Origin of the sequence: Pseudoalteromonas sp. H105, assembly GCF_001469215.1 — a bacterium.
GTDB lineage: Bacteria > Pseudomonadota > Gammaproteobacteria > Enterobacterales > Alteromonadaceae > Pseudoalteromonas.
Map to the genome: position 1 here is coordinate 15,335 of NZ_LOFH01000002.1, position 15,053 is coordinate 30,387.

Annotated in this window: 11 protein-coding genes; 4 read left to right on the top strand and 7 right to left on the bottom strand. The window is 40.6% G+C overall.

The window, feature by feature from the left end; translation table 11 throughout:
- Positions 1-74: 74 nt before the first annotated feature.
- Positions 75-377, bottom strand: a complete 303-nt coding sequence (locus tag ATS75_RS03730) for a DUF1496 domain-containing protein (protein WP_058559098.1) — start codon at positions 375-377, stop codon at positions 75-77.
- Positions 378-812: 435 nt separating this feature from the next.
- On the opposite strand from ATS75_RS03730, the gene ATS75_RS03735 reads away from it, so the two are divergent.
- On the top strand, positions 813-1,046 hold the full coding sequence (locus ATS75_RS03735) for a TIGR02647 family protein (RefSeq protein WP_058559099.1): 234 nt from the start codon (positions 813-815) through the stop codon (positions 1,044-1,046).
- Here ATS75_RS03735 and maiA read toward each other — a convergent pair.
- Together maiA and hmgA are read right to left on the bottom strand one after the other, a co-directional pair.
- Positions 1,043-1,672 carry a maleylacetoacetate isomerase gene (gene maiA / locus ATS75_RS03740; protein WP_058559100.1) on the bottom strand — a complete coding sequence of 210 codons (630 nt, stop codon included), beginning with the start codon at positions 1,670-1,672 and terminating at the stop codon, positions 1,043-1,045. The two genes, ATS75_RS03735 and maiA, sit on opposite strands and share 4 nt — an antisense overlap.
- 12 nt (positions 1,673-1,684) lie before the next feature.
- Positions 1,685-2,977 carry a homogentisate 1,2-dioxygenase gene (gene hmgA / locus ATS75_RS03745; RefSeq protein WP_058559101.1) on the bottom strand — a complete coding sequence of 431 codons (1,293 nt, stop codon included), beginning with the start codon at positions 2,975-2,977 and terminating at the stop codon, positions 1,685-1,687.
- A 139-nt stretch (positions 2,978-3,116) separates the two neighbouring features.
- Between hmgA and ATS75_RS03750 the strand changes: the two genes are divergently transcribed.
- Positions 3,117-3,548, top strand: a complete 432-nt coding sequence (locus tag ATS75_RS03750) for a MarR family winged helix-turn-helix transcriptional regulator (protein ID WP_058559102.1) — start codon at positions 3,117-3,119, stop codon at positions 3,546-3,548.
- Positions 3,549-3,611: 63 nt separating this feature from the next.
- On the opposite strand, the gene ATS75_RS03755 is transcribed toward ATS75_RS03750, so the two are convergent.
- From ATS75_RS03755 to ATS75_RS03765, 3 genes are all read right to left on the bottom strand, one after another.
- Positions 3,612-6,686 carry a TonB-dependent receptor gene (locus ATS75_RS03755; RefSeq protein WP_058559103.1) on the bottom strand — a complete coding sequence of 1,025 codons (3,075 nt, stop codon included), beginning with the start codon at positions 6,684-6,686 and terminating at the stop codon, positions 3,612-3,614.
- A 279-nt stretch (positions 6,687-6,965) separates the two neighbouring features.
- A complete protein-coding gene (locus ATS75_RS03760) occupies positions 6,966-10,172 on the bottom strand; it encodes a TonB-dependent receptor (RefSeq protein ID WP_058559104.1) in 3,207 nt (1,068 codons plus the stop codon).
- Positions 10,173-10,206: 34 nt separating this feature from the next.
- On the bottom strand, positions 10,207-11,070 hold the full coding sequence (locus ATS75_RS03765; RefSeq protein WP_058559105.1) for a S1/P1 nuclease: 864 nt from the start codon (positions 11,068-11,070) through the stop codon (positions 10,207-10,209).
- Between the two features lie 241 nt (positions 11,071-11,311).
- On the opposite strand from ATS75_RS03765, the gene ATS75_RS03770 reads away from it, so the two are divergent.
- Positions 11,312-12,184 (top strand): hypothetical protein, encoded by an 873-nt coding sequence (locus ATS75_RS03770; RefSeq protein WP_058559106.1) that lies wholly within the window; start codon positions 11,312-11,314, stop codon positions 12,182-12,184.
- Positions 12,174-13,124 (top strand): hypothetical protein, encoded by a 951-nt coding sequence (locus ATS75_RS03775; protein ID WP_235591121.1) that lies wholly within the window; start codon positions 12,174-12,176, stop codon positions 13,122-13,124. The genes ATS75_RS03770 and ATS75_RS03775 overlap by 11 nt, the downstream gene beginning before the upstream one ends.
- A 246-nt stretch (positions 13,125-13,370) precedes the next feature.
- On the opposite strand, the gene ushA is transcribed toward ATS75_RS03775, so the two are convergent.
- On the bottom strand, positions 13,371-15,005 hold the full coding sequence (gene ushA / locus ATS75_RS03780; protein WP_058559108.1) for a bifunctional UDP-sugar hydrolase/5'-nucleotidase UshA: 1,635 nt from the start codon (positions 15,003-15,005) through the stop codon (positions 13,371-13,373).
- Between the last annotated feature and the right edge of the window lie 48 nt (positions 15,006-15,053).

A 15,053-nucleotide genomic window follows, 5' to 3' on the forward strand; every position in this document is an offset into this window, starting at 1 on the left:
GGGGTATTGTAGCCTATGTGGCCGTTGATACCAATGCGATATCCTTGCGCGCTATTAAATAACCTGGATTGTGGTTAGTTAACCCGAATTGTTTTCACTGTTTTTGGATAAATAATCTCATTCTTATCATTAAGCATTAACCAGATCAACGCACTGTTATTATGATGTGGCTTTTTTGCAGCACATATGACTTTTAAGTTAGCCATTACAATGACAGCCCCTTCACTGTAGCGTTTATCATCAAACCAGCACACAGACTGCTGCGCTATTGCATCTTGAGGGTTTAATAACAATGTTGTTTTTGAATTGTTCCCAAAGCTATTTACTGAGTAAATAAAACAAACAAAACATAGACCTATCGTATTTAAAATTCTCATGTTCAGCCTTTGCATTAAAAAATAACTCCACTAAGCTTATACCCAAACCACCTCAAGATGCGAGTGTCAGTTGGAATTAAAATCGATTTAGCCAAGGCATTGATTGTAAGTAATAGTGGTTCTATTGTTAAAATCAGTAACGCAGTATAAATCGCTTTTAAACCAACCCGCTGGGCGTTTCGTAGGCGCTTACTCTCATCGTTGTTACTTATTATAAGGGATGACCATTGTTGCAAAGTAACGCCTTGATATTAAACCCCTGCGAAACGCTGAAATCTGCATCTTGAGATGGCTTGGGTATATACCCAAGTTACCAAAAATTGCTAGTAGAGAGTGAGTGATATGTTTTGAGTAGGCGTTTTAGAGTGACTTGGGTATAAAATGTGTTAGGGTAAATAATCAATAAAATAATAATTTCGAAAACAAGGTGAACACATGCAATTTAACCAAAAGATGATGGATGAATTTGAACTGCTTGCTAAATTTCCTGTTAGCAGCAAAATGCAAGGTATTAAGATTCATAGCGATGCAAACGACAGTGTTATTAGCGCTGCGCAACGTTTATTTGAAAAAGGGATTATAGATAGCCCAGACGGCGGGTACTTAACTGATCTGGGCTTAGATTTAATTGAACATATTACGGTATTACATAGCGCACTGAGCAGTTAACCAGCATCAGGCTGATTTTGTGGTGCTGCATCACTAAATGCAGCCAGCGTATTACAATGCGCGTATATGGCTGCTATTTTAGGATACGCAGTCATATCGACATTAAAGCGCAACGCATTAAATACTTGTGGTACTAAGCATACATCTGCGAGGCTCGGTTTATCCCCAACACAAAAATCATTCTCAGCATTAAGTAATAACTCCAGCTTTTCAAAGCCGACTTCAACCCAGTGACGGTACCATTTATTTTTGGCTTCATCATCAACCCCAAGTTCAGTACTTAAATACTTAAGTACACGCAAGTTATCGATAGGGTGAATATCACACGCTACGGCATAACTTAAATTACGGATATGTGCTTTTTCCCACGCATTGCCGTAAATCAAGGGATGTTGAGGGTAAGTTTCATCAAGGTATTCTAAAATAGCTAAAGATTGTCCCAGCACACCGTCATCGGTTTCAAGCGCTGGCAATAATCCTTGAGGGTTTTTACTGAGGTAGTGCTCAGCTTGCTGCTCTGACTTTAATAAGTTTACCGGCACTAGCTCATGCTCAATGGCCTTTAAATTAAGGGCAATGCGTACACGGTAAGCCGCTGACGAACGGAAATAAGTATATAGTTTCATAATATGACCTTATTAAGCTTTAAAATGCTTTTTAATTGTACGCCAGCAGTCAGTATAGTTTGGTTGGCGTTCTTTGCCTTCAAGGGCATATTTAGTTGGCGAAATTACATAACGCGATTCGAACATAAAGGCGAGCGTATTTTCATAGCGTTGTGGTTCAAGCTCAGCATTTGACGCTTTTTCAAATACATCGGCTTCAGGACCATGCGGTGACATACAGTTGTGTAAGCTCATTCCACCAGGCACGAAACCGTGTTCTTTTGCATCGTACACCCCTTCAATGAGGCCCATAAATTCACTCATTATATTACGGTGATAATACGGCGGGCGGAAAGTGTTTTCTGCAACCATCCAACGTGGCGGGAAGATAGCAAAATCAATATTTGCCACACCTTCAGTACCAGATGGCGACGTAAGTACAGTAAAAATAGAGGGATCAGGGTGATCAAAGCTCACGGTATTCATGACATTGAAGCGTGCTAAATCATATTTATATGGAGCACTATTACCAGTCCACGCAACCACATCAAGTGGTGAGTGGCCAATATCGCAACTAAACATATTGCCATTAAATTTAGCAATGAGTTCAAAGTTGCCTTCTTTGTCTTCAAATGCTGCAACCGGGTATTGAAAATCGCGGTCATTAGCATAGCCATTTGCACCCACAGGGCCTCGCTCAGCTAAGACATATTCATGGCCATAATTTTCGCAAATATACCCACGTACTGTGTCAGTTAATAGTTCAACTTGAAACTTAATGCCACGAGGGATAACTGCAATTTCACCCGCTTTAATCGTCAAGTGACCGCATTCTGTTTTTAGCAGTAGTTCGCCTTGTTGCGGTACAAACAACATTTCGCCATCGGCATTATAAAAATAGCGGTTTGTCATCGATTTGTTCGCAACATAAACATGGATGCCAATGCCCGATTGGCCATTAGCACTGCCATTGGCTGCCATTGTGATTAAGCCATCAATAAAATCAGTGGGTTGACTAGGTATCTCGATGGGGTTCCAACGTAACATTGTTGGTGGAGTTGGCACTTCAGTGATGGGCGCTGTGCGAATTAAACCATTATCTATTGATGTGTAATCGCCTTGTACCACTGACGGACGGATACGATACATCCAAGTACGGCGATTAGTTGCTCGAGGTGCAGTAAAAGCGGTGCTATTAAACTGTTCGGCATATAAACCGTAGTTTACTTTCTGTGGACTAAATTGACCAATGGGTAATGCACCAGGTAGGGCTTCGGTTTCAAACTCATTACCAAACCCTGTCATGTATTTTAATTCGCTTGTCATCACTCGACTCCTTTGTGTTTTACTGTAAGATACTCTCATGTGAGATTAAATTCAAACCTTCTGTTTCTATCGTGCTGTACATATTTATGGACAGTTTAAACACGACTGTAAAGCCAATTTGGGCGGAGATTTTAAGAAGATGGCACTCGATTTAGCGACCTTTTTACCTTATCGATTAGCAAACCTAGCCAGTAAAATGAGTGAGGAATTTGCCGATGTATATCAACAACAAAGCGATTTAACCATCCCACAATGGCGTATTCTGTTCAATTTAGCGCAGTTTGGACAAAGCCATGCAAAAGCATTGTGCCAACAAGCGGGAATGGATAAATCAACTGTGTCACGCGCGATCAAAGCATTAATAGATAAACGTTATGTAGTGAGTTTGGTTAACCCACAAGATAAGCGGGCGAGTTTATTAGCTTTGAGTCATGAAGGGCTGAGTTTATATCAACACTTAGCCCCAGCGGCATTAGCGTGGGAGCAAAACTTATTGGCGTCGCTGACGGGTGATGAGTATGCAACGTTATTGAGTTGTTTAGATAAGTTACACACAAAATTAGAGGCATAAAACAAAAAGCCCATCAAAAGATGGGCTTTAAAATAACTGAATGTATCAAGTTAACGGGGCAAATTAGAAGGTGTATTTAACACCAACACGCATTTCCCACAGTGATGGTCTTGATTCAACACTTGTACCTGATGGGTCTTTAAACTCATTAAATACGTATTGTCCGTTTACGATGTCAGCTGAAACAGCGCTTTGCAGTGGGCTACCCGTTTCAAGTACGCCCCAGTCATCGTTTAACATGTTACCGATGTTCTTAATAACAAAGTATGCTGAACCTTTCTGACCTTCGCCAAAGCCCATAAACTCTTGCTCAACTTTGAAATCTAGCGTTACCCACCAGTCGCCATCAATGCTGTTACGGTTATTAATTTTACCGCGTGTTAGGCCTTCACTTTCAACCCACTCATTAAATGCCGCTTGGTCAAAGTCATCGCCATACACAACTTGGCTGTCGTCAAGTGTTGGTACGTAAAGTAATTGACGGCTGTTATCGTTATAACCTAAGCCACCTGAGCGCGAATCAAACGCGTACGAATACGGGTTTGTTTGCTGTGCTTGACCAAATAAGTTGAACTTAGTCTCGTAGCCATCAAAAATTTCATGGTTATACGATACGCTCATAGTGAAACGATGAGGGATTTCGTAGTTAGACGTTGCAAGGCCTGGGTTTTCTGAATCAGATACCGCAACACCATGGTAGTTTGAGAATGCCACAGAGCTAGTCATTGGGTGAACATCTTTAGCAATGGTATAAGCATATGAAAGTGCTAAATCAATACCGTTATCGAAAGATTTATTCATCGCTAATGATAAGATTTGCGAGTATGCATCAGTGCCTTTTACATTGGTAAGAAGGAAGTCTGAACCACCGTTGTAAACCGGGCGGCCGTCTGGTGCAACACCTGTTTGCTCGTAAGCTAGGTTTTGAACGACTGCTGAGTCTTGCTTATCAGTGTAAAGATAATCAACGTTGAACACGTAATCGTTTTCAGTGATATAAGTACCACCTAAAGAGAACTTCCATTCTGAAGGAATTTCAAAGTTAGGATCAGTTACGTTAACACCGGCATCCGCACCACCTTGACTGACTTTGTCATAAAGGTCTTGTGGAATATCAAAACCAGGTTGGCCATTGCCATTAAATGCAACTGCATTATCACCTAAGATTTGCATACCACGTTGGTTAACTTGGATATTACGAACGCCATCGTTTGAGTAGCTGTTTGAAATCCAAACATTTGGGTTACCGCCTGAGTAAAGGCCGATACCACCACGGAACTCTAACTGGTCGCTGTAAATCCAGTTAACACCTAAACGCGGTTGTAATAAATCAATACCGTCTAAGTTTTGGCTGTTTGAAAAACCGTAACGGTCTTCAAAGTTTTGGTTATGTGTTGGTACATCATCGCTGGTGTAAAAATCATAACGAAGACCGGCAACAATTGAGATATCGTAATCAATTAGGTCAAATTTATCTTGGAAATATAACGTGTTTAATGCGTATTTGAATTCACCCGCGGCGTCATCAGGGTTATGGCTTGATGCGTTACCGTAGTAAACACGTGCAATACCATTTTCAAAGTCATCCATGTTAGAGAAACGGTATTCACCCTCATTGTGTTGTACGAATAAGTTGAATACATCTAGCTCTTCACGTTCATAACCAAATGATAGTTCGTGATCTTCTAGGTAGTAAGTACCTGCAAGTTTAAGCGATAAGTTATCGTATTTTAGTTTGTTAGCTTGGCGAGAATCGTCTGGACCAAGGTATACGTCAACATCACCAGTATCAATTCTGAATTCACCAAAGCCCGATGCAGCATCAAGTGAATTTTGACGGTTATCAAGCTTTGAGTAACCTACACGTACTTCTGTTGAAAAATCATCTGTCCAATCTGAGTAGAACGATGTTACGTATGATTGAAGCTCTGCGCCACGCTCATAGAAGTGGTTTGATAAAGATAAACGGCTTGAACCACTATCAGACTGTGCCAGTGAATAACCATCGTTGTAGTTATAAACAAAGCTTGCACGGTGATCGTTGCTGATGTTCCAATCAAGTTTGATTAAGATTTTTTCATCTTCAACTGGCATACTCGGTACCATAGTACCTGGGTCGTAGTTATACACATCTTTTGAAATTTGAGTAATACGATCAACCGTTGCTTGGTCTATGCGGCCATTTGCAAACGGGGCATAGTCAAAAATTTGTGCGCCTTCAAGCTTTTCATATGAAGTGAACAAGAATAACTTATCTTCGATAAGTGGAAGGCCAACATTAAAGCCATAACGCTTTTCAGTGTAATCACCTAGCTCTTGCTTTTCGCCTTCGATTGAATCGCCCGACATTGCATCATTGGTGTAATCGTAGAAAAAACCACCTTTGATTTCGTTAGTACCAGACTTAGTTACTGCGTTGATGTTACATGAAGTAAAACCACCATACTGTACATCAAATGGTGCAAGCTCTACCGCTACTTGCGCAATAGAGTCAAAAGAGAATGGCATTCTTTCAGTCGGGTAACCGCTTGAGTTCAAACCGAAGTTATCGTTCATGCGAACGCCGTCGACTGTTAAGCTGTTAAAACGTGGGTTACCACCACCACAGTTAATAGCGCCTGCGTTTGTTTCATCGATATAAATACGTGGGTCGGCACGAATAATGTCTTTTAAATCACGGTTGATAGCAGGCTTATTTTCTAAATCTTCTAATGAGAAGTGAGAAGCTGGACCTGTGCTGCCAGATTGTGCGCTGATTGGCGCGCCACTTACAACAATCTGTTCCATTTGTTGTGAACGAAGTGCCACAGAAACAGGGTAAGTTTGACCTAGCGTTAGGTAAATGTCATCTAGTTGTGCATCTTCGTAAGTATCAGAGTCAACAATAATTTTGTATGGACCACCAACACGTAAACCTTTTGTAGAGAAGTTACCTTGGTCATTTACTATTGTTGTTTTTGTTGAACCAGAAGGTATGTGGATAATAGTAATTTGCGTTCCTGATGCAGGGTTACCATTAGGGCCTGTGATTTGACCTTTTACAGATGATGCAGTTTCATTTGCAAAAGCAGCACCACTTGCGCCAACACATGCAGCAATAGCAAGTGATAGAGCAGTTTTGCGTAGTTGAATTTTCATTATTAATTTCCCGTGTAAGGTATTATATTTTAGTAATTTTAAGTTGTAACATGCTTGGTTTGCTAAGCAATAATTTGTACCCGTTCATTTTATTACAAATAGATTACATTGCACACAATTTTGTAATAAAAATAATGATAGGCGCTGAAATGAGTGCCTTAATCATAAAATACACTGTAATTTAGGCATTTTATATGACAATAGTATGAAACTGATTATTTTAGATATAAAAAAACCCGCCAATAAAGCGGGTTTTTGATTATTCACTTACACAGCGTATTAGAACTTGTAGCTAATACCAATTTTGGCTTGCCATGCAGACGATGACGTTGTGATTTGGCTGTAGTTACGAACATCAGCACCGTTATAACGGCTATCGATGATGTAGCGGCCTTGGTCATCTAGACCACCAAAGTCATACACAGCTTGGTCAGAGAAACCTAGGCGTTTTTCAACACCCCAATCGCTATTAAGCAAGTTTGCGAAGTTATCAACCATGAAGTAAACCTCACCGCTGTGGCCTTTAGCAAAACCAGGGATTTGTTGCTTGATGCTTACATCCATTGTGGTAACCCAAGGTTGAGTACCTGTGTTACGGTTTAGGATAGTGCCACGCTCAGAAATACCTGCACGATTAAGGAGTGTTTCAAGTTCTGACCAAGTCATACCTGATTCTTCCCAGTTTACATTAGCGTCATCAGCCCCTGTTGGGATATACGCTAAGTAAGCAGAGCTTGAGTTAAAATCACGTGAGTCACCTAAATCACCATCTCGGAACATACCCATAGTGTAACTAAATGGACGACCTGAACGGCGCTCAAAGTACATGTTGAACTTAGTTGCATAACCTGCGAAAAACTCAGTGTTGTAGCTCACGTTGATTTTAAAGCTGTGCTCAACTTCATATGAACCACGGTGCGCTAAATCTTGGTTGCGGTTTTGCGTAATGTTGTACTGGTAGTTACTTTGTGCACGCGATGAAGAACCTGATGCTGCTTCAGTGATATCTTGGTGCGCATAGCTTGTTGAAATATAAAGACCGTTGTCCCACTCTTTTGCAAGGGCTGTTGAGAATACAACTGAACGGCCATCTTCAGACGAGTTGGTCATCGCAATATCAAAGTTATCTTGTAAATCGCCAGTGTAGATACTCTCTTGAATTAAACGATCACCATCAGCAGCTGCGCCAACAGGACGAATGGCTGTGTTGTGCCAAACCGCTTCATTTTCTTTGATGTGGTAAGCAATTTCTGCCTGCCATTTAAAGCCGTTGCCTAGTAATGCTGAATCAAAATCGTATTCAAAGCCTATTTGCGAACGAATGCTTGAAGGTAATTCAAAGTTTGGATCAACATAGTTCGTGCTACCTGCACCTTGAACTAACGTGTTTTTGATTTCATCTGGTACAACGGTAATGTCTGCAGGGTTAGCCGCATAGTATTCGTCGATAGCGCTTTGTGGTGCTGCAACGAATGTAATACCGTCATTTTGGTATGAATTGTTATACCAAACATTAGGAATACCACCTTGGAAACGACCGATACCACCATTAATAGTAAGGGCTTCGGTTGCATAATACTTAAAGCCAACACGTGGTAAAATAATATCTAAACCATCTAGGTTTTCTTGGTTAGTAAAGCCATAGGTGCTTGCGAAGTTTTCATTCAGCGTTGGTTTGTCATCTGACGCTAAGCGCTCATAACGAATACCTGCTGACAATTCTAAATCGTCGCCAATGTAGAAAGTATCTTCAATATATAGCGCTAATTGACTGCGTGTTGCATCGTATGCTGTATCTGCTGGGTTATTTGTGTACGCATTGCTGTAAGAGAAGTCATACGTATCTCTAAAGTTACCTACTTCACGGTTTGCAAACCCGTCAAACGTATCGAACTCCCACGAGCCTAGTGAGTTTGCGGCGAATAGATTGTAAAGGTTAAGTGACTCATAACGTGCACCAAAGCTAAGCTCATGTTCATCTAACAGGTAGGTTGCATCAAGCGTTAACGTAAGGGTTTCAGTGGCAGAAGAGTTTGCATGACGGAATTGATCAGTACCAAACTGGAATGCAGGACCGCGGAAGCGTTCTTCAACTTTTACACTACCAATGTTTGAGTTAGTAATGCTGTCAGAGCTTACATCTTTATATGCAATACCGATTTCAGTTGAGAAATCTTCATTCCAATCAGAGTAAAGCTTTGATGAGAAGTTATTAAACTTAGTTGCATAGGTGTAACGTGATGAAGCTAGATCAACCGTGCTACCACCTGTACCAAAATTACGCTCGTCTTGGTCATCTTGCCACTGGTAAGTGAAGTCTAAACGGTGATCATCGTTTACGTTCCAGCTTAACTTAACTAATAGTGATTCATTCGTGTCTTCAGGGTCGCCACCTAGAGAATCTTGCATGCCATAAACTGAATCTAAGATTGAGATAAACTGGTTATAGCTCTCTTCTGATACATCGTACTCATTGGTCGCGCCTGAACCTTCAAAACCGTAATCTAGGTCAAGCTCGCTTTTCCAGCTGTTGTAGTTTACAAAGTAAAACAGTTTGTCTTCAATTAACGGACCGCCCACATTAAAGCCAAAACGCTCTTCTGTTTGATTTGGTGATACTTTGTTAACTTCATAGGTGCGGTGGCCATCTTCATCTAATACAGGGCGGCCATCGGCAGTAATTTGTGAAATGCTGTCTACATCACCAGCGATATCAGGCGTGGACGTTTCGTAAAAACCAGAAAACTTAAACTCGTTAGTACCTGATTTTGTTACTGCGTTAATGGTACCGCCACCAAAGTTGCCTTTAGATGCTGAGAAAGGAGATACATCAACAGAAATTTGTTCTATCGCATCAAGGGCAACAGGTGGTTGCGCAGTTGGGTAACCGCCATAGTTAAGACCGAAATCATCGTTTTGGCCAATACCGTCAACCGTAAGGCTGTTTGAACGTGGGTTGCTACCTGCAAATGTTAATTCGCCATTACCGTTGATGCTTGCAAGTGGGTTTAAACGCGCAACATCTTTAATATCACGGTTAAAGCTTGGCATATTATCGATGGTGTCTTCACCAAATACGCTGCTTGAACCACCTGACTGTTGTACTATTTTATAGCCAGATACTTCGATCTTTTCCATGTTTAGCGGTGCTAGCTGTGATGATAAACGGTATGTATCACCTAATTCTAAATAAATGTTATTCAAGGTTGTGTCGTTAAACGTGTCTGAATCGACAACAACCGTGTAAGGACCGCCTACGCGAAGACCATTTGCGATAAATGTACCACTTTCGTTGGTTGTTAACTCGCTAACAGTCCCCGTAGGTTGGTGGATAACTTTAATTTTAACGTTTGCAGCAGCGCCACCAGAAGGCGTTGTAATTTTACCGCGCATTGCTGATGAAGTATCTGCCGCCATAGCACTCGTTGAAACACCTAGAGCAAGTATTACTGCTCCAGTTAATTTCGAAAGACGAAGCTTGTTCATTTTGTTGATTCCCGTGTGTAGGTTATTTAAGTGTTTATTGATTAATGCTAGATGGCATCTTAAGTGCCTTGTCTAACGGTTTTGCAGAGCTATCAAAGAGGGTATTTAATAATCCCGCAAGCCTGATCCCGGCTTGGAGTAATCGTGTTTTGACAATGGGTGTATTGTCGTAAATGTAGCCATAACTAATTTTGTCGTTTTCTAGTTTGTATAAGTTAGTGGCTAAATTGTGTGATTCTGTTAACCACTGCTCTGGTGAACTTGAAAGGTATTCAGCAATTAATTCTGCGTTGTTACTGTCAATAAACTGTGCAAACTCAGTGAACGATAGGTTTTGGTTTTCAACCAACTTGGTATCCCACAGTGAATGGAGGTTGGTGTTTTCACCAAAAAAAGACACTTTGATACGATTACCGCCTCTATCTTCTGCGCGGCCAGCATGAAAAGGTTGGTGTGCATCACCGACTAAGTGAACAAGAAAACGTAGGCTGAAACGTTTGGCGTCTAGAGAACTTTTTTTGTCATTGAGTGTCTCAATGGCAAAGTACATCCCTTCAAGAATATTTTTTACGTTGTCTTTGTTTAATTGATGAGAATGGTCATGGGTAAATTGTGAAGAATTAGTGGGGGAATTAATGTAATGCCAGCGTGACGATTTCTTTTGCCAAAACTCACCCGGATTAGAACGCATCTCGTCAGCCCAGGTAGAAATCTGTGCAAGGCTTTCACCTTCTAAGAGCTCGCTAAGCGAAGAACGGGTTGTATTAGTAATGTGATTATCAGCAATTTTCCCCACCACTCGGTGACCATTTTGACCCCATGCAGATGCATTATGAGATGTAAAAAGAATGCTAATAGCTAAAAAACAACTGAGTCCGCTTATTCGATTGCGTAACATTTTTATTTTCCTAAAAATAAATTAACTGCGTAGTGCACGATTCTTAGCGGTCAATTGTCCTGATTTTTAGTGGAATAGGAAGGACTCAACAAGATTCATAATTTCTTGTTCATAATTCAATTATATCAATGGTTTATTTGTTTTGAGTAAAATTACCTATTGTAATAAGTAATTAAAATTGTTCAAATAGCGATATATTCTATTTTGGATTGTTGAAGATTTGAAAATTAAGCGGCTGTTTTTGTCTCACTCTACATTTATTACAGTTTTACTACTGTTTTTTGTGCTGCTTTGGTTTGTTAGCCAAGTGTTTGTGGCTAATCAACCTAAAACGCTTGAGCCATTAATAGAAACGTCGAGCCGTTGTTTTACATCTGCGTCGCAAAACAAAGCGCAACTGATTGTGTATGCCACGTCGCAAAAAGTAGCTAAATCAATCATTAATAGTTTGTGCGAAGATGCTGTAGTCGCAAAGCAATATGGTGCAGTGCGTGGCTTTTGGGGGTATCGCACTGCTGACAGCATTGAGTTTGTAGGTAAAGGAATTGCAGACCTCATATTGGCGAAAAACAATATTATGGCTGCGTTTAAAGCTGAATCTACATATAACTATCAACCAATAGTCGGCTTTCCAAGCTATACCGCATTTTTTATTTCATCAAAAGAAAAGCCTAAAATCGAAAAACAGTATTTTTTAGATAAACGAATTGGTTTATTAGATTATCCAACCAGTCGGTCGGGTCATATTTTGCCCAAACAAACGTTTAAAGAGTTAGATATCAACTTAGAAAACCTAGACGTAACCTATGCCAGCTCCCACACTGAACTTAGGGACTTACTCGCAAATGGTGAAGTTGATATTATTGCCTCGTTTTGGAAAAAAACCGATCAACAAAGTTTTTCAAAAAACTACATTACCCCTATCAGCAGTAATATTATTGGTACGCGTTGGTATTTAAAAATGCAACACGAGAACACCGATCTGCTGTGCGCTATTCAAACGCGTTTACTGGCATTGTCGCAATCACAAACGTCTTCTTACTTCAATCATGTTGAGCCTTACTGGCAATGTAGCGATTCTGGTGCTGATTTCTTAGGAGAAGATGATGATTAACAGAGTTTGCCAAGTTGTAAGCGTGCTTGTTTTTGTGATCGCCATGGTGATAGTTAAAACGTCGACATACCTAGAGCAACAACATAATATCGAAAATGATATCGCGCAAGCTGAAAGACGCATTGCGTTAGATTTACCTCGGTTGGATTTGTCTAATGCGTTTTTAAAACACTCAGGCAATAGTGCCGCGATTAAAGGTTATCTCACACGTTTAAATAAGGCATTAAACAGTGATGCAGTGACGGTAGAGGGGATTGGCGATACGATGATAGAAGCTGCATATTTAAGTAATGAGCCGCTTATTATTCGTCAACTTGCAACCAGTGATGACAGCATTGGCATCACGTTTAGTATAAAGCATTCATTATGGCAGCTCGGTGACTTAGTCAACGCATTCATTTTGGCTGTGTTTGCTTTGGCCTTTGGTTACTGGGCTGGGAGTATCAAACGCTCTAAAGTCTGCGCGATTAAAGCACTTAAGCAAGTAGACGAAACTCTCACTCCTGAGCCATTTAAGTTAGTGGTAGACCTAAATACCAAAACGCTGGGTAATACGCATAACACCTCGTTAGAGGTGTCGTTAGCCAATAAGCCGTTATGCTTTTATTTAGCGCTGATTGAATTTTGCAGCGAGCAACCTGATACGATTTTAAATCAAAACAAACATGTGCCAGATGAATTAATAGACATAGCGAACAAATATTTTTACCGTTTAATTGAACTTGGGCATACGATCCGTAAACGCCCTAACTTTTCTAATAGCCTAGAAAAAACACTCAGTGAGATTCGTGCTGCGTTGGATGAGGTATTAGTTGAATACCCTGAGTTAAAAGAGGTTTATTACCCACCCAAAGCGCATGGAGAAGGGTCTCGTTCGCGTCTACACAGTTACGGCCTGAGCCATATAAGCAGCGAGAGTATCGAAGTGATCGGCAAATAACTTAGCCAGATATCTCAACACAAGCAGGTTTTAACGTTCACCTCGTGTAATAACCTGAAATGTAGAATTTATACCGTGGTACTTTGCTTTATGAGTTTTGAGGCTAGCTATCAAAAAGGAATAACAGAATGCCATGGTAGCAATTTATCAAACGTGTAAACTCAGTTTAGGTTAAACAGGCTTGAAACAGGTTGTGTCAGCACGGAGGTTAATAGAACTTCCGTGCTGTAAACTGTTTGCTTAAAGTTACTCAGGTGCAAACGCTGCTGCATTGACAGGGCTATTTTCTATAAAGAAGCGCTTTAATGCTTGGGCATCGGTTTCGTCAGTGCTAACAAACCCTTTACGGTCTGTGAGTGTTGGGTATCCATCACCACCAGAGGCGTTATAACTATTAATGCTCATTCGGTAGGTCGTATTTAAATCCAATGGTTTGTTATTAATAAGTACACTAACCAGTTTGCCGTTTTCACGTTTGAAGCTTAGTTTATGGTATTGCATATAGGCACCCGCATCAGGTGGAAAGCGTGTTACAACCTCTAAGTAATCCCATAAATCTTGGCCTTGCCAGTCCATGTAAGTAATGCGATTTTTAAAAGGGTGAACTTTTAAAATATCCTTGTAGCTTACTTCACCTGCAGCAATGCTGTCGCGAATACCACCGCCACTGATTAGGCCAAAGTCTGCACCAACCGTACTCATTTGGGCTGCAATAATAACGCGCGCAAGGTTAGTTTGTTCATAGCGTACTTTATTACGATCACCTTCTAATTTTGCATCAACAAAGCCGATTTTGCCTTCAATTTGTTTCGCGCCTTTGGCTTGGTAGTCAGCTAAGAATGATTCTAGCTCAGGATTTGGGGTAATGTACTTTGCAGCCAAAACGGGTTTTGTCGTGCCGTCAGCTTGCGGTTGTGCTATGTATAAATTGACAGGAAGTAATTTATAATCAATTAATGTTAGTTGCCCGTCTTGCAGTTTAAATTCAGCTTTACCCACATACTTACCCCACTCGTGCGCTTGCATGATCCAGGTGCCATTTTGTTGATCCGGTTTACATGTTTTACCAGGACCGAATTCATCATCACTGATGTTTTTAGCTTTCATACAGATAGGTTCTTGAGAGTGGCCACCTATGATCATATCAAGTGTATTATTTGGCAGTGAACGGGCAAGTGTAACATCCCCGGGGGCATTAATACCAAATGCAGCATCGACAAAGTGCCCCATATGCGTTACAGCTATAGTAATGTCTGGTTGATATTGCTTTTTAATCTTGTCAACTAATGCATTGGTTACGTCTATTGGTTCTCTAAACTCTAAGCCACCAATATATTGCGGGTTACCAATTTTTGCTGTGTCGGTAGTGGTTAAGCCAATTACTGCAATTTTAAGCCCTTGCTTATTAAATACCTTGTAGGCTTGAAACGCATTTTTACCGGTTTCTTTATCAAAAATGTTTGCAGACAGTAATGGGAAGTTAGCCCATTGCTGTTGTTTTTTTAATACGCTTAATGGATTGTCAAACTCATGGTTTCCCAATGCCATGGCATCATAGCCGATCAACGACATCCCTTTAAAGTCGGGTTCAGCAAACTGTAAATCAGACTCAGGGATACCGGTATTAATATCCCCACCAGACAGCAGCAAAACTGCATGACCTTGTTTTTGCGCATCATTACGCAATTGATCAATTAACGTTTTACGTGCAGCCATACCATACTCGCCTTTTTCATTGTGCCAAAAGCGACCATGATTATCATTGGTATGTAAGACGGTTAAATAGCGAGCTTCATTTGAAGAGGGTGATTCGAGTGAGGTGTTGTTATTACTACAAGCAGTAACACTTAATAGTAAGAGAAAACTAATCATTACGCGCATAATGTGACCCGTGTTGTCAGATGCTGTTCATTAAACGCGTAGTTTAAA

Bases quoted from the DNA above. Each gene is read 5' to 3' on its own strand.
- ATS75_RS03775 (WP_235591121.1), top strand. From the start codon at position 12,174: ATGATGATTAACAGAGTTTGCCAAGTTGTAAGCGTGCTTGTTTTTGTG.
- ATS75_RS03755 (WP_058559103.1), bottom strand. From the start codon at position 6,686: ATGAAAATTCAACTACGCAAAACTGCTCTATCACTTGCTATTGCTGCA.
- ushA (WP_058559108.1), bottom strand. From the start codon at position 15,005: ATGCGCGTAATGATTAGTTTTCTCTTACTATTAAGTGTTACTGCTTGT.
- ATS75_RS03750 (WP_058559102.1), top strand. From the start codon at position 3,117: ATGGCACTCGATTTAGCGACCTTTTTACCTTATCGATTAGCAAACCTA.
- hmgA (WP_058559101.1), bottom strand. From the start codon at position 2,977: ATGACAAGCGAATTAAAATACATGACAGGGTTTGGTAATGAGTTTGAA.
- ATS75_RS03735 (WP_058559099.1), top strand. From the start codon at position 813: ATGCAATTTAACCAAAAGATGATGGATGAATTTGAACTGCTTGCTAAA.
- ATS75_RS03760 (WP_058559104.1), bottom strand. From the start codon at position 10,172: ATGAACAAGCTTCGTCTTTCGAAATTAACTGGAGCAGTAATACTTGCT.
- ATS75_RS03730 (WP_058559098.1), bottom strand. From the start codon at position 377: ATGAGAATTTTAAATACGATAGGTCTATGTTTTGTTTGTTTTATTTAC.
- ATS75_RS03765 (WP_058559105.1), bottom strand. From the start codon at position 11,070: ATGTTACGCAATCGAATAAGCGGACTCAGTTGTTTTTTAGCTATTAGC.
- maiA (WP_058559100.1), bottom strand. From the start codon at position 1,672: ATGAAACTATATACTTATTTCCGTTCGTCAGCGGCTTACCGTGTACGC.